Source organism: Escherichia sp. E4385 (genome assembly GCF_963883145.1).
GTDB lineage: Bacteria > Pseudomonadota > Gammaproteobacteria > Enterobacterales > Enterobacteriaceae > Escherichia.
Window position 1 is genome coordinate 25,122 of record NZ_CAWOOJ010000025.1, and the last position, 16,010, is coordinate 41,131.

At 47.5% G+C, this 16,010-nt stretch carries 14 protein-coding genes and 2 pseudogenes; 7 read left to right on the forward strand and 9 right to left on the reverse strand.

Annotated elements, in window-relative coordinates:
• Positions 1-91: 91 nt before the first annotated feature.
• A complete protein-coding gene (gene ldhA, locus AACS80_RS22415; protein WP_064527367.1) occupies positions 92-1,081 on the forward strand; it encodes a D-lactate dehydrogenase in 990 nt (329 codons plus the stop codon).
• Positions 1,082-1,222: 141 nt separating this feature from the next.
• On the forward strand, positions 1,223-1,645 hold the full coding sequence (gene hslJ, locus AACS80_RS22420; protein ID WP_130208751.1) for a heat shock protein HslJ: 423 nt from the start codon (positions 1,223-1,225) through the stop codon (positions 1,643-1,645).
• Here hslJ and AACS80_RS22425 read toward each other — a convergent pair.
• Entirely contained in the window at positions 1,642-1,908 is a 267-nt protein-coding gene (locus AACS80_RS22425; RefSeq protein ID WP_130260869.1) for a putative hemolysin, read from the reverse strand. The genes hslJ and AACS80_RS22425 overlap by 4 nt on opposite strands.
• Before the next feature lie 272 nt (positions 1,909-2,180).
• On the opposite strand from AACS80_RS22425, the gene nifJ reads away from it, so the two are divergent.
• The 3 genes from nifJ to uspF all read left to right on the forward strand — a co-directional run bounded on the left by nifJ (position 2,181) and on the right by uspF (position 7,763).
• Positions 2,181-5,705, forward strand: a complete 3,525-nt coding sequence (gene nifJ / locus AACS80_RS22430) for a pyruvate:ferredoxin (flavodoxin) oxidoreductase (RefSeq protein ID WP_135409935.1) — start codon at positions 2,181-2,183, stop codon at positions 5,703-5,705.
• A 365-nt stretch (positions 5,706-6,070) separates the two neighbouring features.
• Positions 6,071-7,189 (forward strand): porin OmpC, encoded by a 1,119-nt coding sequence (gene ompC / locus AACS80_RS22435; RefSeq protein WP_130216118.1) that lies wholly within the window; start codon positions 6,071-6,073, stop codon positions 7,187-7,189.
• A gap of 139 nt (positions 7,190-7,328) precedes the next feature.
• Positions 7,329-7,763 carry a universal stress protein UspF gene (gene uspF / locus AACS80_RS22440; RefSeq protein ID WP_130260872.1) on the forward strand — a complete coding sequence of 145 codons (435 nt, stop codon included), beginning with the start codon at positions 7,329-7,331 and terminating at the stop codon, positions 7,761-7,763.
• Positions 7,764-8,737: 974 nt separating this feature from the next.
• Here uspF and AACS80_RS22445 read toward each other — a convergent pair.
• The 7 genes and pseudogenes from AACS80_RS22445 to AACS80_RS22470 form a co-directional block, all read right to left on the reverse strand.
• Complete coding sequence (locus tag AACS80_RS22445) at positions 8,738-9,343, reverse strand: tail fiber assembly protein (RefSeq protein WP_135409934.1); 606 nt, start codon at positions 9,341-9,343, stop codon at positions 8,738-8,740.
• Complete coding sequence (locus tag AACS80_RS24030) at positions 9,340-9,840, reverse strand: hypothetical protein (protein WP_445236453.1); 501 nt, start codon at positions 9,838-9,840, stop codon at positions 9,340-9,342. The genes AACS80_RS22445 and AACS80_RS24030 overlap by 4 nt, the downstream gene beginning before the upstream one ends.
• Positions 9,841-10,340: 500 nt before the next feature.
• Positions 10,341-10,737, reverse strand: a pseudogene (locus AACS80_RS24035) (prophage tail fiber N-terminal domain-containing protein); the annotation flags it as partial.
• Positions 10,738-10,759: 22 nt separating this feature from the next.
• Complete coding sequence (locus AACS80_RS22455) at positions 10,760-11,305, reverse strand: tail fiber assembly protein (protein WP_138184003.1); 546 nt, start codon at positions 11,303-11,305, stop codon at positions 10,760-10,762.
• Between the two features lie 2 nt (positions 11,306-11,307).
• Positions 11,308-12,567 carry a phage tail protein gene (locus AACS80_RS22460; protein ID WP_138184004.1) on the reverse strand — a complete coding sequence of 420 codons (1,260 nt, stop codon included), beginning with the start codon at positions 12,565-12,567 and terminating at the stop codon, positions 11,308-11,310.
• Positions 12,564-13,190: a hypothetical protein gene (locus AACS80_RS22465; protein ID WP_135409933.1), complete on the reverse strand. Its 627-nt coding sequence runs from the start codon at positions 13,188-13,190 to the stop codon at positions 12,564-12,566. The genes AACS80_RS22460 and AACS80_RS22465 overlap by 4 nt, the downstream gene beginning before the upstream one ends.
• Complete coding sequence (locus AACS80_RS22470) at positions 13,174-14,400, reverse strand: baseplate J/gp47 family protein (RefSeq protein ID WP_135409932.1); 1,227 nt, start codon at positions 14,398-14,400, stop codon at positions 13,174-13,176. The genes AACS80_RS22465 and AACS80_RS22470 overlap by 17 nt, the downstream gene beginning before the upstream one ends.
• Positions 14,401-14,421: 21 nt before the next feature.
• Here AACS80_RS22470 and AACS80_RS22475 point away from each other — a divergent pair, with 21 nt between their 5' ends.
• Entirely contained in the window at positions 14,422-14,970 is a 549-nt protein-coding gene (locus AACS80_RS22475; RefSeq protein WP_135409931.1) for a hypothetical protein, read from the forward strand.
• A gap of 22 nt (positions 14,971-14,992) precedes the next feature.
• Positions 14,993-15,477 (forward strand): annotated as a pseudogene (locus AACS80_RS22480) (antA/AntB antirepressor family protein); the annotation flags it as partial.
• On the opposite strand, the gene AACS80_RS22485 reads toward AACS80_RS22480, so the two are convergent.
• Complete coding sequence (locus AACS80_RS22485; RefSeq protein WP_135409930.1) at positions 15,453-15,800, reverse strand: hypothetical protein; 348 nt, start codon at positions 15,798-15,800, stop codon at positions 15,453-15,455. The pseudogene AACS80_RS22480 and the gene AACS80_RS22485 overlap by 25 nt on opposite strands.
• Positions 15,801-16,010 lie beyond the last annotated feature (210 nt).

Genomic DNA, 16,010 nt, shown 5'->3' on the forward strand with positions numbered 1-16,010 from the left:
TCAATATCGCCATGACTTTCAATTAAATTTTAAATTTTGTAAAATATTTTTAGTAGCTTAAATGTGATTCAACATCACTGGAGAAAGTCTTATGAAACTCGCCGTATATAGCACAAAACAGTACGACAAAAAGTACCTGCAACAGGTGAACGAGTCCTTTGGCTTTGAGCTGGAATTTTTTGACTTTCTGCTGACGGAAAAAACGGCAAAAACCGCCAACGGTTGCGAAGCAGTATGTATTTTCGTAAACGACGACGGCAGCCGTCCGGTGCTGGAGGAGCTGAAAAAGCACGGCGTTAAGTATATCGCCCTGCGCTGTGCCGGTTTCAATAACGTCGACCTCGACGCGGCAAAAGAGCTGGGGTTCAAAGTGGTGCGTGTCCCGGCTTACGATCCGGAAGCCGTCGCTGAACATGCGATTGGTATGATGATGACGCTGAACCGTCGTATTCACCGCGCGTATCAGCGTACCCGTGACGCCAACTTCTCTCTGGAGGGGCTTACTGGTTTTACCATGTACGGTAAAACGGCGGGGGTGATTGGTACCGGTAAAATCGGTGTAGCAATGCTGCGTATACTGAAAGGTTTTGGTATGCGCCTGTTGGCATTCGATCCGTATCCAAGTGCAGCAGCGCTGGAACTCGGCGTGGAATATGTCGATCTGCCGACCTTGTTCTCTGAATCAGACGTTATCTCCCTACACTGCCCGCTGACGCCGGAGAACTACCACCTGCTGAATGAGGCGGCGTTCGATCAGATGAAAAATGGCGTAATGATCATCAACACCAGCCGTGGTGCGCTGATTGATTCACAAGCCGCGATTGAAGCACTGAAAAACCAGAAAATTGGCTCGCTGGGAATGGACGTGTATGAGAATGAACGCGATCTGTTCTTTGAAGATAAATCCAACGATGTGATTCAGGATGATGTTTTCCGTCGTCTGTCAGCCTGCCATAACGTACTGTTCACCGGACACCAGGCGTTCCTGACGGCAGAAGCCCTGACCAGTATTTCCCAGACAACGCTGCAAAATTTGAGCAATCTGGAAAAAGGCGAACCCTGCCCGAACGAACTGGTTTAATTTTGCGGCTCCCCTGCAAGTCAGGGGAGCTTATTCAGATAATCCCCAAAGATCTTTCATCCACTATCCTTAAAATACGTTTGAAGGACGGATAAGGCGCGTCGCGTTGCATCCGGCATATACCTTAAGTTGAGAACCACAATGAAGAAAGTTGCCGCGCTAGTCGCGCTAAGCCTGCTGATGGCGGGATGTGTAAGTAATGACAAAATTGCTGTAACGCCAGAACAGTTACAGCATCACCGTTTCGTACTGGAAAGTGTAAATGGTCAACCTGTTGCCAGCGAGAAAAACCCGCCAGAAATCAGCTTTGGTGAAAAGATGATGATTTCTGGCAACATGTGCAACCGCTTTAGCGGCGAAGGTAAACTTTCGGACGGAGAACTAAAAGTTAAAGGACTGGCAATGACTCGTATGATGTGTGCCAATCCACAGCTTAACGAACTCGATAACACCATCCGCGAAATGCTGAAAGAAGGTGCGCAAGTGGATCTGACTGCGAATCAGTTAACGCTGGCGACCGCAAAACAGACATTAACGTATAAGCTGGCGGATTTAATGAATTAATAATTGCCACAACTTCCGGCGGCAAGCGACTGTTCGCTACAGCGTTTGCCGTTGGGCAATGCACACATCCCGATCGCTGTACCATCCAGTTGACGGGCAACGGAAAGCGAACCGCCAATCATCGCACAATTTGCCTCTCCGCTACTCGACATTGACGCTTTTAAACCTGGGGCCACATGCGCCGCGGTCGCCTGCTGAACAGGTTCACTACTACACGCCGACAACAATAAAACAGCAGCCCCTACGCACAACATTACTCGCATCTTTACTTCCTCAAATCTTTAAGTCCAACGACACCGCCGTAATAATAGGCAGCTCAGGCGGCTACGTCGAGAACTGTATTGTGAATTGCAACGTATTGTTACTATTTTGTGGCTATTTTTTTGTACCGGATTTGATCAAAACATTCATTACGCTGATATAGAGAACACAAAAGCGAAAATGCAGCAGAAAGCCATTTGCTAAAATTAAAAGATTACTACTGGGCGCGCAGCTTTTTCGTGCGCCCCTCATTTGCGCAATGTAAGGGTGTCGTATGATCACAATTGACGGAAATGGCGCGGTAGCTTCGGTGGCATTTCGCACCAGTGAAGTTATCGCCATTTACCCTATTACCCCGAGTTCCACGATGGCTGAACAGGCTGATGCCTGGGCCGGAAACGGCCTGAAGAACGTATGGGGAGATACACCTCGTGTGGTTGAAATGCAGTCAGAAGCTGGGGCTATCGCAACTGTGCATGGTGCTTTGCAAACAGGCGCTCTTTCGACATCATTTACATCGTCGCAAGGTTTACTGCTGATGATCCCGACGCTGTATAAACTGGCTGGTGAGCTGACGCCGTTTGTACTGCATGTGGCAGCGCGTACTGTGGCCACTCATGCGCTCTCTATTTTTGGCGATCATTCAGATGTGATGGCGGTGCGCCAGACTGGCTGCGCCATGTTGTGTGCAGCAAACGTGCAGGAAGCCCAAGACTTTGCTCTCATTTCACACATCGCAACGCTGAAAAGCCGCGTGCCATTTATTCATTTCTTTGATGGTTTCCGCACTTCCCACGAAATCAACAAAATTGTCCCACTGGCCGACGACACTATTCTTGAGCTAATGCCCCAGGCAGAAATTGATGCTCATCGCATTCGCGCACTTAACCCGGAACATCCGGTAATCCGCGGTACGTCGGCTAATCCGGACACTTACTTCCAGTCACGTGAGGCCACTAACCCGTGGTACAACGCGGTCTATGACCATGTTGAACAGGCGATGGCTGATTTCGCTGCCGCGACAGGTCGCCAGTATCAGCCGTTTGAGTATTATGGTCATCCGCAAGCGGAACGGGTAATTATCCTGATGGGGTCGGCCATCGGCACCTGTGAAGAAGTCGTGGACGAATTGCTGACCCGTGGCGAAAAAGTGGGCGTACTAAAAGTGCGACTTTACCGCCCTTTCTCCGCCAGACACTTACTGCTAGCATTGCCGAACTCTGTACGTACTGTGGCGGTGCTGGATCGCACCAAAGAGCCTGGTGCGCAGGCAGAACCCCTGTATCTGGATGTAATGACGGCGCTGGCTGAAGCCTTTAATAATGGCGAGCGCGAAACACTGCCACGCGTCATTGGCGGGCGCTATGGTCTTTCATCCAAAGAATTTGGCCCAGACTGTGTACTGGCGGTATTCGCCGAACTCAACGCAGCTAAACCGAAAGCGCGCTTTACGGTTGGTATTTACGATGATGTGACTAATCTGTCACTGCCGTTGCCGGAAAACACCCTGCCAAATTCGGCAAAACTGGAAGCACTCTTTTACGGGCTGGGTAGCGACGGCAGCGTTTCCGCAACTAAAAACAATATCAAAATTATCGGTAACTCCACGCCGTGGTATGCCCAGGGCTATTTTGTTTACGACTCTAAAAAAGCGGGTGGCCTGACAGTTTCCCATCTGCGCGTAAGCGAGCAGCCCATCCGTTCCGCGTATTTGATTTCGCAAGCTGATTTTGTTGGCTGCCACCAGTTGCAGTTTATCGACAAATATCAAATGGCCGAGCGTTTAAAACCTGGTGGCATTTTCCTGCTTAACACACCGTACAGCGCCGATGAAGTGTGGTCGCGGCTGCCGCAAGAAGTTCAGGCTGTGTTGAATCAGAAAAAAGCGCGTTTCTATGTGATTAACGCGGCGAAAATTGCCCGCGAATGTGGGCTGGCAGCACGCATTAACACCGTCATGCAGATGGCTTTCTTTCACCTGACGCAAATTCTGCCTGGCGACAGCGCCCTGGCCGAACTTCAGGGCGCCATTGCCAAAAGTTACAGCAGCAAAGGCCAGGATCTGGTGGAACGCAACTGGCAAGCTCTGGCGCTGGCGCGCGAGTCCGTTGAAGAAGTACCACTGCAACCGGTAAATCCGCAAAGTGCCAACCGTCCACCAGTGGTATCTGATGCCGCACCTGATTTTGTCAAAACGGTTACCGCTGCGATGCTCGCCGGACTTGGCGACGCCCTCCCCGTTTCGGCGCTGCCGCCAGACGGCACCTGGCCGATGGGCACTACTCGCTGGGAAAAACGCAACATTGCCGAAGAGATCCCTATCTGGAAAGAGGAACTCTGTACTCAATGTAACCACTGCGTCGCGGCTTGCCCACACTCCGCCATTCGCGCGAAAGTCGTACCGCCCGAAGCGATGGAAAACGCTCCGACCAGCCTGCATTCACTGGATGTGAAATCTCGTGATATGCGCGGGCAGAAATATGTGTTGCAGGTCGCACCGGAAGACTGCACCGGTTGTAACCTGTGCGTAGAAGTTTGTCCGGCGAAAGACCGACAAAATCCAGAGATCAAAGCCATCAATATGATGTCGCGTCTGGAACATGTGGAAGAAGAGAAAATCAATTACGACTTCTTCCTGAATTTACCAGAAATCGACCGTAGCAAACTGGAACGTATTGATATTCGTACTTCGCAGTTGATCACTCCGCTGTTTGAATATTCTGGCGCTTGCTCCGGTTGTGGTGAGACGCCGTATATCAAATTGCTCACTCAGCTCTATGGCGATCGGATGTTGATTGCCAACGCTACTGGTTGTTCTTCTATTTACGGCGGCAACCTGCCCTCCACGCCATATACCACTGATACCAACGGTCGTGGACCGGCATGGGCGAACTCGCTATTTGAAGATAATGCCGAATTCGGCCTTGGTTTCCGCCTGACAGTCGATCAACACCGTGTCCGCGTGCTGCGTCTGCTGGATCAATTTGCTGATAAAATCCCTGCTGAGTTACTGACTGCGTTGAAATCAGACGCCACGCCAGACGTTCGTCGCGAACAAGTCGCTGCTCTGCGCCAGCAACTCAAAGATGTGGCTGAAGCGCATGAACTGCTGCGTGACGCAGATGCACTGGTGGAGAAATCAATCTGGCTGATTGGTGGTGACGGCTGGGCTTACGACATCGGCTTTGGCGGTCTGGATCATGTGTTGAGTCTGACGGAAAACGTCAACATCCTGGTGCTGGATACGCAATGCTATTCCAATACCGGTGGTCAGGCATCGAAAGCCACCCCGCTTGGCGCGGTAACTAAGTTTGGTGAACATGGCAAACGCAAAGCACGCAAAGATCTTGGTGTTAGCATGATGATGTACGGTCATGTTTATGTCGCGCAGATTTCTCTTGGCGCACAACTCAACCAGACGGTGAAAGCGATACAGGAAGCAGAAGCGTATCCGGGTCCATCGCTGATTATTGCTTACAGCCCATGTGAAGAGCACGGTTATGACCTGGCATTAAGTCACGACCAGATGCGTCAACTCACCGCAACTGGCTTCTGGCCGCTGTATCGCTTTGATCCGCGTCGAGCCGATGAAGGTAAACTGCCGCTGGCGCTGGATTCCCGCCCGCCTTCAGAAGCTCTGGAAGAAACGCTTCTTCATGAACAGCGTTTCCGCCGTCTGAACACGCAACAGCCGGAAGTGGCCGAACAGTTATGGAAAGATGCCGCCGCTGATTTGCAAAAACGTTATGACTTCCTGGCACAAATGGCCGGAAAGGCGGAAAAAAATAGCACCGAGTAACCTTTCTGGATAACTATTATCCAATTCAAAAAAAAGCCCGAACGAAAGTTCGGGCTTGTCTTTTTATCCGTTGGAAAAACATTAGTAATGCAATGGCCCAACCGAAAATAAAATCTGTGACAATAAAGGCATATAACCCGCGCAGAATAACCCATGCTTTATTAAATGTATAATTTTTATTTTGCATGATTCCCCAAAAACACATTCATCAAACTTATTACTATTTCCATAGAATTATTTGATTAAGGTTTTACTTAAGGCGTAACAAATGATATTTATCTGCTAACTGAACTTCTCCTTTAGGATGTTTTCATTCCCCAAACAGGGGAAATTAAGGCAAATAAAATAACTAAAGGATTTATTCAATGAAAAGCAAAGTACTGGCGCTCTTAATCCCTGCCCTGCTCGCCGCAGGTGCTGCACATGCAGCAGAAATTTATAATAAAGACGGCAATAAATTAGACCTGTACGGCAAAGTCGATGGCCTGCATTATTTTTCTGATAATGCGAATAGTGATGGCGATCAAACTTATGTACGTTTTGGTTTTAAAGGCGAAACTCAAATTACCGATCAACTGGTTGGTTATGGTCAATGGGAATATAACGTTCAGGCTAATGGCTCTGAAAATGATAAAGGCGACTCCTGGACTCGTCTGGCATTTGCTGGTCTGAAATTTGGTGACTTCGGTTCATTTGACTATGGTCGTAATTATGGTGTGATGTACGACATCGAAGGCTGGACAGATATGCTGCCTGAATTCGGTGGCGATTCTTATACCAAAGCCGATAACTATATGACCGGTCGTGCAAACGGCGTCGCGACCTACCGTAACACCGATTTCTTCGGTCTGGTTGATGGCCTGAACTTTGCTGTGCAGTATCAGGGAGCGAACGAAAACCAGGTTAGTCATGAGCAAGAAGGTACGGCAAACGGCGGCAGTCGTAATATTAAGAATGCCAATGGCGACGGTTTCGGTATCTCCTCTACCTACGACTTAGGTATGGGGGTGAGCATTGGTGCTGCGTATACCAGTTCTGATCGTACCAACCAACAGGCTGAATTCTCTACTGCAAAAGGCGATAAGGCTGACGCATGGACGGCAGGGGCAAAATACGATGCTAACAATATCTACCTTGCAACCATGTACTCTGAAACCCGTAACATGACGCCTTACGGCAATTCAGCAAATACGATTGCCAACAAAACCCAGAACTTTGAAGTTACTGCCCAGTATCAGTTTGATTTTGGCCTGCGTCCGGCTGTCTCCTTCCTGATGTCTAAAGGCAACGATTTAGTCGGTACTGATGGCGATAAAGATCTGGTTAAATACGCCGACGTTGGCGCAACATATTATTTCAACAAAAACATGTCCACCTATGTTGATTATAAAATCAACCTACTTGATGAGGATGACAGCTTCTACGCTGCGAACGGTATCTCTACCGATGATATCGTTGCTTTAGGTCTGGTATACCAGTTTTAATCTTGCCTGCCCGCCGTTTGGCGGGCATTTTCTTCATATTTCTCCTCCCTTGATCTAAATTAAAAATGTGAACTCCGTCATTACACAAAATGAGTCATCTGGCGTTACACTTTATGCGGATACTAAAACAGGAGGTTTTATGAACAGAACGATTCTTGTCCCTATCGATATTTCAGATTCAGAATTAACTCAACGTGTGATTAGCCACGTTGAGGCAGAGGCAAAGATTGATGATGCAGAGGTTCATTTCCTGACGGTAATACCTTCGCTACCCTACTATGCCTCTCTGGGATTAGCGTATTCCGCAGAGTTACCGGCAATGGATGACCTGAAAGCGGAAGCCAAATCGCAACTGGAAAAAGTCATTAAAAAATTCAAACTGCCAACTGACAGAGTGCATGTCCATGTTGAAGAAGGTTCGCCAAAAGACCGTATTCTGGAAATGGCGAAAAAAATCCCTGCTCACATGATAATCATTGCTTCTCATCGACCGGATATCACCACCTACCTGCTCGGCTCTAACGCCGCTGCCGTAGTACGTCACGCCGAGTGCTCAGTGCTGGTCGTGCGCTAACACTAACGCCCGCAGACCGCTGCGGGCTTTTTGATTCATTTCGCAAATGTGCTGACATTTTCCCCTCTAATCCGTACCATACACGCCACAGTTTTTATATCAGATTTCTTATGCTGGGCGTTCCGGCATGACGCATACTTTTCTGATGCCATATAACGAATTGAGTCGCTATTAAATGTCGCAAAATCAAGAAATTAGTAAGAAAGAACAATACAATCTCAACAAGTAAGGGAAAAAATCACAACCATCTGACACATAAGTATTTTATTTGTTTTTCAATGTGTTAAGTTGAATCAGCGACTACAACAAGCCACGATAACCAACTCTTTTTTTGCCCCATTTCTGCCCCTTTTGCAGCGTTTTGCCCCATTTTTGCCACCATAAAAATCCTAAAAATACTCAATTCGTGAACTGCAGATTGCACCTCTGAATACTTTCCAATAGAATCCATTCCGGCTGGAAATTATTCAATATTCGCACTATCGAAAGTTAACCAGCCGACCGCAGCACGTTCTTGCATACGACGTGTCTGCGGTTTTTTTACATCTGCAAAACTGCACAAGACTCTTTTCATCCCCATGATTGTTTTAGGTCAAATTTCACACCGTTTCTTGTATTTATCTCATAAGCATGACTGATAAAGATTTCTACAATAAATGATGACAGGGGATTTATTTTATTGCGCTATCAGTAAACTCACCTGTCAGACACAACATCCACTCTGTACGCCTGGTACTCGTTGTGTCTTTAATTGAAATATCCCGTTTGTCAGTATGTTTGTTCAGATATTATGTTACCCCGTCTTTGTGTAGAGTCCTGTTATCCATGCTTTAGGTCTCGTTATCACGTACTTGAGACGGGGCTTTTTTTTACCATTCAGCAGAAGTCCGCTATTTTTCTTGCTCTAACTGACTACTAATTGGGCTTTAATAAATGGCGATTTGGTATTTCCGGCACAATGAAAGATGGGATTTTTACAACGCACCGGATAGCTCACCCACAATAAGAGGTTTGTCGGGAAATCTCACAGGTAATTCAGATGTGTCCGTCGCTTCAACTTTTTGGGCATACAACATCCACTCCCTGAGTGATTTTTTATCAGCTTCGCTGATAATCCCAAGTGACAGCCACGTTTGCCACAGCTGTGTTTTTTCCATTATCTCCTGAAGTAATTTTTGCTTCTCCCGTTCGGCGTCACGAATTTTCGCCGCCCTTTCGGCCTCGTCGTCTTTTATCCATTTCGCACCATCCCATCGATGGAATTCCCCCTCTGGCGGTAAAGTGGTGATATCATCCGGCAAAGCCCCCGGACGGGAAATGCACAATGTCTTCCCGGTGGCTGTGTCATATACCGTTTTCCCACGGTGATCTTCAACAACTTCCCACTGTTGCTGTGCATCGTTGAAAACGGCAACCTGGCCGGGGCCAGCCTCTGGCGGTTCGATAAGCGTGCAGTTCGCCGGTAATCCTGTATTCGGCGGAATATAAACATCTCCTGCGCCTATATACTCTTTTGTATCAGCCCGTAAGTTATAAATTTTCAGTGTCCGGGATTCCGGACTCATTTTGAAATTTGTCATGCCAGTCTCACAATGAAGTTAAACGCGATATTTTTAACTGTATTTTCTGCATTACCCGTCTCATCAACTGTGACATCATGACCATGCTCGCCCAGTGCCACGGTATGAATATGCGAGCCGATATAAACCACATGCACATGCTCGCCTCCGCTGCTGGTTGTTATATCCGCTATATATCCTGGCGTGTCCCACTTTGTTCCTCCGTTCCTCGTTGTTGAACCTGTCCAGACTCCGTTGGTAATGTGATTATGCAATCCTCCATGCTCTGTACTTTTAGAGCCATAATCAAAGGAACTTGTCTCCCTGGCCCCCAAATCCGTCGGTAATACCTTTGCCGTATGCCCGTGCCGCTTAACACCATCCTCTTCGTAAGACAGTACTGCGCGCCCGTCTGGTTTGCCTTTTATTGTCCACCCTCGCATATCAGGTATTACACCTGACGGAAATACAGCTGCCAGTTGTGGATACACAGATTTATCGAATGGCTGCCCCTGCATTATTGCAAACCCCTCCGGGGGAATATCCGCTGGCCATGCAAAAGCTATCCCTGCCGGATAAGTACCGACAGATTTCAGTTCATCGACCGCTTTTCTGGCACTGTCACTGTACTCTTTTGCATCCTCTGAACTTTTCCTGGATTCGTCGGCAAAGCGACCGGCTTCGTTTCTTAACTGCGTTGTCAGCTGTGCATTCCGCTCCACAGACTGCGCTGCATCCGTTACTGTCAGGGTATTCTGATGCACCTGGCTGGCATTCTGCGCAACTTCTGATGCCAGACGCTCAACATGCTGTACGTTCTGATAAACATCGCCTGCATTCTGTCGAATATCTGTCGCCAGGATTCCCACCTGCTTTTCAGTTTGTGCAGCATCCGAAGCGTGCTGTCCGGCACTTTGCGCGCATCCCGCAGCGATTTCGGCATTCTTCCGTGATTGTTCTTTAAATTCCTCCGCCTTATTGGTATTGTCCAGAGCCGCTGATGCTGCATTTTTTGCAGCATCAGCAGCTGCTTCTGCTTTCTCCCTGTCACTGCTCACCTGTTCAGAGAGACGGTTGACTGCATCTGCAATTTCCTCAAAACGCTTCACCACATCCGGCTTCAGGTCGTCTTCCCCAAGGGCGGTCAGAAAGTCGTTCAGCGTGCCGGGGCTTGAGTCGTCGTATACAGCAATGTCGCCAACACAGTACTCGTCGCGCCAGTCCTGTTTCAGATACACGCAATATTTTCCGGTCTGCGCCTCGAACGAATATTCCCCATTATTTCCGGTCACCACGTCAGCAACTGTGCGCATCACCACTTCTGAGGTATTTACCCGGGATTTCAGAATTATGTGGCATCCGGACATGGGGATGCCTGCGCCATCAATCAGCGCACCTGATATCACTACAGACATAGTTTTCTCGCGATAAATTAAATCAGGAAGAGGTTTCCGGAGAGACAGGCCATTCAATGACTCTGTATGAGGTTTTATCGGTGATAGTGCTGAAATCCATCGCCTGCAGCCATTTCGCGTATATACGCCAGGCTTTCAGCTTTTCTTTGTCTTCGTCGCTGATTAGCCCCAGCAGCAGGTCTTTTTCCCATTCACCTGTCCGGACGCTGACCTGAGCCAGAAGCGACTCACGCTCATCTTCCGCTTTAAGTCTGTAATCAAAAACAAACTTATCATTGCGGTAAAACCAGTAGCCATTTTCTTCAATTCGACGGTATACGGTAATATCCGGCAACTCGATAACACTCATTCCCTTCGGGTCAATGCCAGTCACGTCCTTTTCAACGGCAAAAACCCTGCCTGAAGGAAGGTACGCAATCTTGATGGTATCAGGAGAGAACTTTTTTTGTTCCTCGTACCAGTTTTCTCCGTTCTCAGAGTACAGCCACTCTATACCATGCTTTTTTGTCAGTTTGTATTGCTCTGCCGTTTTTGGATTACCGGCTGTAATATTTTTTAAATGCAGCATAATTAAAGCGCCGTCACGTTATACCAGGTTCCGTTAATTAATTTCTGAAGTGGACGGTAGCGCATATATGTTACGTGCGTCCCGCGACTCCCCCATACGTCAAGCGTTACCCCGGTCATTACACATCCTCCGGGAACATCTGTCGTCTGCGACGATGCTGTCGGAGAAGCACCCACCGAACCAAGCCTTATATCCTGCACTCCCATTTTATTTTGCAGGTAAGATGACAACCATCCACCCCACATGCCGCCGTACAGGTTACCATCTGCCGCAAGCCTTGCAGAACCGTTGCCTGACAGCAATTCACCTGTTGCGATACTATCCCCATGCACCAGCAAACCACTACCGACTGTTAATTTGTGTGACACGGAAATATCACCAGTCCGCAGGTTAATTGAGAAAGGACGCAAAGGACCAATACCGCCGTTTTCACCCTGCCCTTCCACTGTGGGGATAAGATGAAAGCTATCTTCTGAGCGACGAAAAATCATGCCTAAGGCATCATCGAAAATCCTCAGCGCATTAACGCCACGAATTTTTAGTTCCCCGGTCATCAAATCACCAGATTTTTTTACATATCGCAGATCAAAATCTGAATAAATATTGCCAGGGTTTATAACACTGAAGTAGCTTTTCTCGCTATCAAGAAGGCAAATTAAGGGAATGCCTTTAATGATATCGTTCGCTACCAGCTCGGACTGGTTCCCCTTATAAAGTGGGAACGTACCAAGAACCTTTCCGCCCAGTGTTAATTGAAGCGTCGCGGCGTTGGTATTGTTCTGAACGGGGAAAACGATAATCGGGGTTCGTAGCGTCCAGTCCGAGCCTCCATTAACAAAAAACGTCGCGGGAAGTTCAAGCGTCAGTGCATTTGCAGTGCCGCCAGCAACACCCGCAATATAATGACCGCTCTGAAGCTGCGCTATCTGTACGAAATAGTTTTCCGAACCACGCGTGGCAAAGTTAGCCACAACGTCATTAAGGGACCAACCTTTCGCAGTTGTTCCTTCCTGCCCACGAATGACTTTCAGCACATCACCGCTTACCGATACCAGGTGACAAATCTCAAACGCAGACTCTTTATTATCGGTAAGCGTAATTTTTGCATAGACGCGTTGCTCGTTCGATTTATTTTCAAAATCGGCAGAAAGCAATTTTGCAAATTTAGCCCCCGTACCTGGCATCACAGGAATTTCAGTCTGAATCGTCGTAATATCGCCAGCCAGTGCTGAAACAACATTGTTACCGAATCCAAGAATCATTTTTGTATCACCGTTGTTACATAGGAATAAATAAAAGGAAGTTTTACATATTTCTGGTCAATAGCATCTTTCAGAAAATAACCTATGCCATCGCCATACTCTGGTATCTGAATAGAAAAAACACTGTCCGATACAGTCACGCTCACATCAAAAGTGTGCTGCAACGGCGGATCTATTCCGTTTTTTCCATGAATGAACCGCGCCACACGTCGCTTTAACCAGTCAATGCAGAAATGCGAACCGTCAGCCTTATAAAAATTCCACGTTAATATTCGTTTGAAATAATCATCAGGTACATACGATGCCTGCCCCGGAACGTAATTCCGCATTGCTGCGTACGGGATCGTATTGTATTCAATGGTATCGTATGCACCGCGCGCAATAGCCTCCTCGGAAACCTGTAGTAAAGGCCTTTCAACGCCATAAATACCGAGTGCAATCCAGTCCAGCAACTGCCCGGTTATTGATTCCGATGTCCAGCATGGCAATGCCAGATTGTTGAGTGAATCTAGGTATTCCTGAGCAATTTCATTGTATGCATCAAAGAACGCAACAACATTCGGATCATCTCTGTACTGCACAAATGGATAAGCAGGGAGAATTTTCTCAGTCAGATATTGCATACTTGTTGACCTGAACCTGTGATGCCACCGTTGAAAAATAGGAGTAGGTATCGCCATAAACCAGGCTTGTGTCTTTCGCCGGAAGAACAATATGGCCGTTAATACCAATGCTCACACTGATTGTTGAGATCAACGTCGCATCAACCAGCAACCTAACAGAACTGGTAAAAATATCCTGGATACGCAGAAGATTTATCGGGTGTCCGACTTCAATTGAATTGATGTAATCAGCAACGTTTTGCTGCACAGCCATAGCAATACCCGCCGGATCAACATAATCATCTGACACCGTGTTCCAGGTGATTAGCACCATGACGTTTTGTGATGACGGGATAACGAACGGCACCTGATAAACATCCGGCGAAACGGTTATTGAAACCGTGCGTTTTTCCACTGCCGCACCGGATGGATTGCTTACATCGTTGGTCAGTTTCGAAATATCCGGTACAGATTTGTAAATCGCATAAGCCACATCATACGGATCACCGCCACCAACAACCGCAACCCATTTCCCCAGCGACGACTGCCGGAAAGAAATCAGGTTTTCTCGCACACCACTTACTGATTTGAGCATCGCTTTAAAGCAATCCGGTGTTCCCTGCACACCAAACATGCCGGACTCCATGACTTCGGCGCGGTAAGATGCCCACGTTTGCGCCTCCTGACCGGGCATTCCTGCGCTAAGGTTCGTGCACTTTACAGGCTGGTCTTTTGGTACTGAGGTAATGACCTGCGTCACAGTCCCTTCCGGTACAGCCCATGATCCTGACGTTGTAGCCACACAGTAGACTGGCTCAGTCTGCCCGCTTTCTGGTACCACCGTATCGCGGGAAACTGCATACTGGTAGTTACCGTCACCAACCACAAACCCTTTAGGGATGCCAAACCCCGGCAACGCCTCAAACACCACGTATACCGCCGTATTTGTACTTAATCCCTTCTGTGCTCCATAAATGTTTCCGAGTTGCATCAGTAACGGAATATTCGCGCCGTATGGGCTTACGGAGTTAATAAGATCAACACGCGCCTGGTCTATTAATGCCAGCGCCCCGACTGCCGTGCTAGCAAGGTCTGTAATAAGTCCCGCCGGAAGGTTGGCTGTATATCCAGGTACTTTTTCAGCAACTCTGGTGATAAGATTTGCGAGTAAATCATTGGGTGGCGTAGGCTGCGCACCCGCACTTGTCATAGTAATTGGTATTTCTGACATAATTAATCTCAAGAGGATTTTATGAAATTTAACTCATTAGGGATTTTGATTAGCTCACTGCTATTTTCTGGTGTTTCTCATGCAATTGATGCCACAGAGAGAATGAATGACATTCAACAGTTCGGTAAATGGTATTATGCTGAGTTTACCATGCCTACCACTATGGCTTATCGTATTGGTGTTGAATCCAAATTGCCGCAGGATAAATCAACTTTATTTATTGATATATCACCGTTAACTCAATGTGAGCCCGGTGATGTTACTGTCAATCATTTTATTGGATATAAACAAATGGATTTACCACCGTTTCTTCCTGTAAGCTATAAAATCAGTGGACAACAAAAGCAGGACTCTATAACAACCCCATCTCTCAATGAAGGTTACTTGTTCAGTCCTATTAGCTCATTAAAGATTAGTGATTTGTTAAAAACTAAAGGGAAAGGTAGTTTTTCTTTTTGGTACACTCCGCCAGCTGAAAGCAAAGAAAAACCACAAAAAATATTCTTCCCATTAGATGGCCTCCCGGAGGCATATAAGGCTGCAATAAATTCCTGTAAAGAAAACATGTAAAATCAGGCGGTAATTATTTATGATGCACGCCTTTCTCGAAGTAGGTAAACGCTTTGCTACTTGGATCACCGAGCGAATCAGCGAGTATGAATTCGTAGAAAATCAGGACTTTTTGATTATTTTCCAAAATCGGGAAAAAATAGATAGAAGCAGACCAGCTAAAGACTACCACCTCACCCTGGACACCGCCAAAGAACTGGCAATGGTCGAGAGCAACGAAAAAGGCCGCCAGATCCGCCGATACTTCATCGAGTGCGAGAAGAAGCTGCGCGAAGAAACCACCAGCACACAATCCCCTCTGAATGTTGACATCATCATGCGCGTCAGAAACGGTTCTGTTACCCAGATTGAGCACCACAAATCAGGCTCAGTTATCACAATAGAATTGGCAATTCACTTACTACGCAAAAGTGGATGGATTGCCATGCCTTGCGATGAACTTCTTGACACCCCCTGGCACAACTGATGCCCGAGAACTTGCCTCAAACCGGAACCTGCGTCCGGTAACTGGTTCCGTTAAAAAACACAACATCAACGTTATAGGTGGGGTTCTCTGCCCCATCTACCTTTGAAATTGCCAGCGATGCAAAATACCCGGCAAACTGTTGCTGAACCATGTTCACATAGTAGTCCGGGTAAATCTGCTGCACGATGCACTGCTGCGCTGGAATACCGTAATTCGCGTAAAACGGCGACTCCCCCAACCCCAGCTTTAACGTCTGAATGAGCGTCGTCAGCCAGCCGTAGGAGAAATCACCGCTGGCGTCAGATTCTACTGCAACCCATTTTTTGTTGCCGTTCGCGTCGGTGACGCGGCCCCATGTTCTCATCGTGCCCTCACCACCATCGGATCTGGCCAACAAAATAACCAGACGCCAGAATCAGAAAGACCAACCAAATAAGCAAAAACTTCCAGGTGGATAATTTTTCAGCCATAACTCGAATCTCCCGAATCAGTTTGCTAAAATCAAACACGACTTCTCCTTGCCTTATTCAAGGTCAGAAACAAAAAGCCCCGACTGCTGCAACAGTTCGGGGCT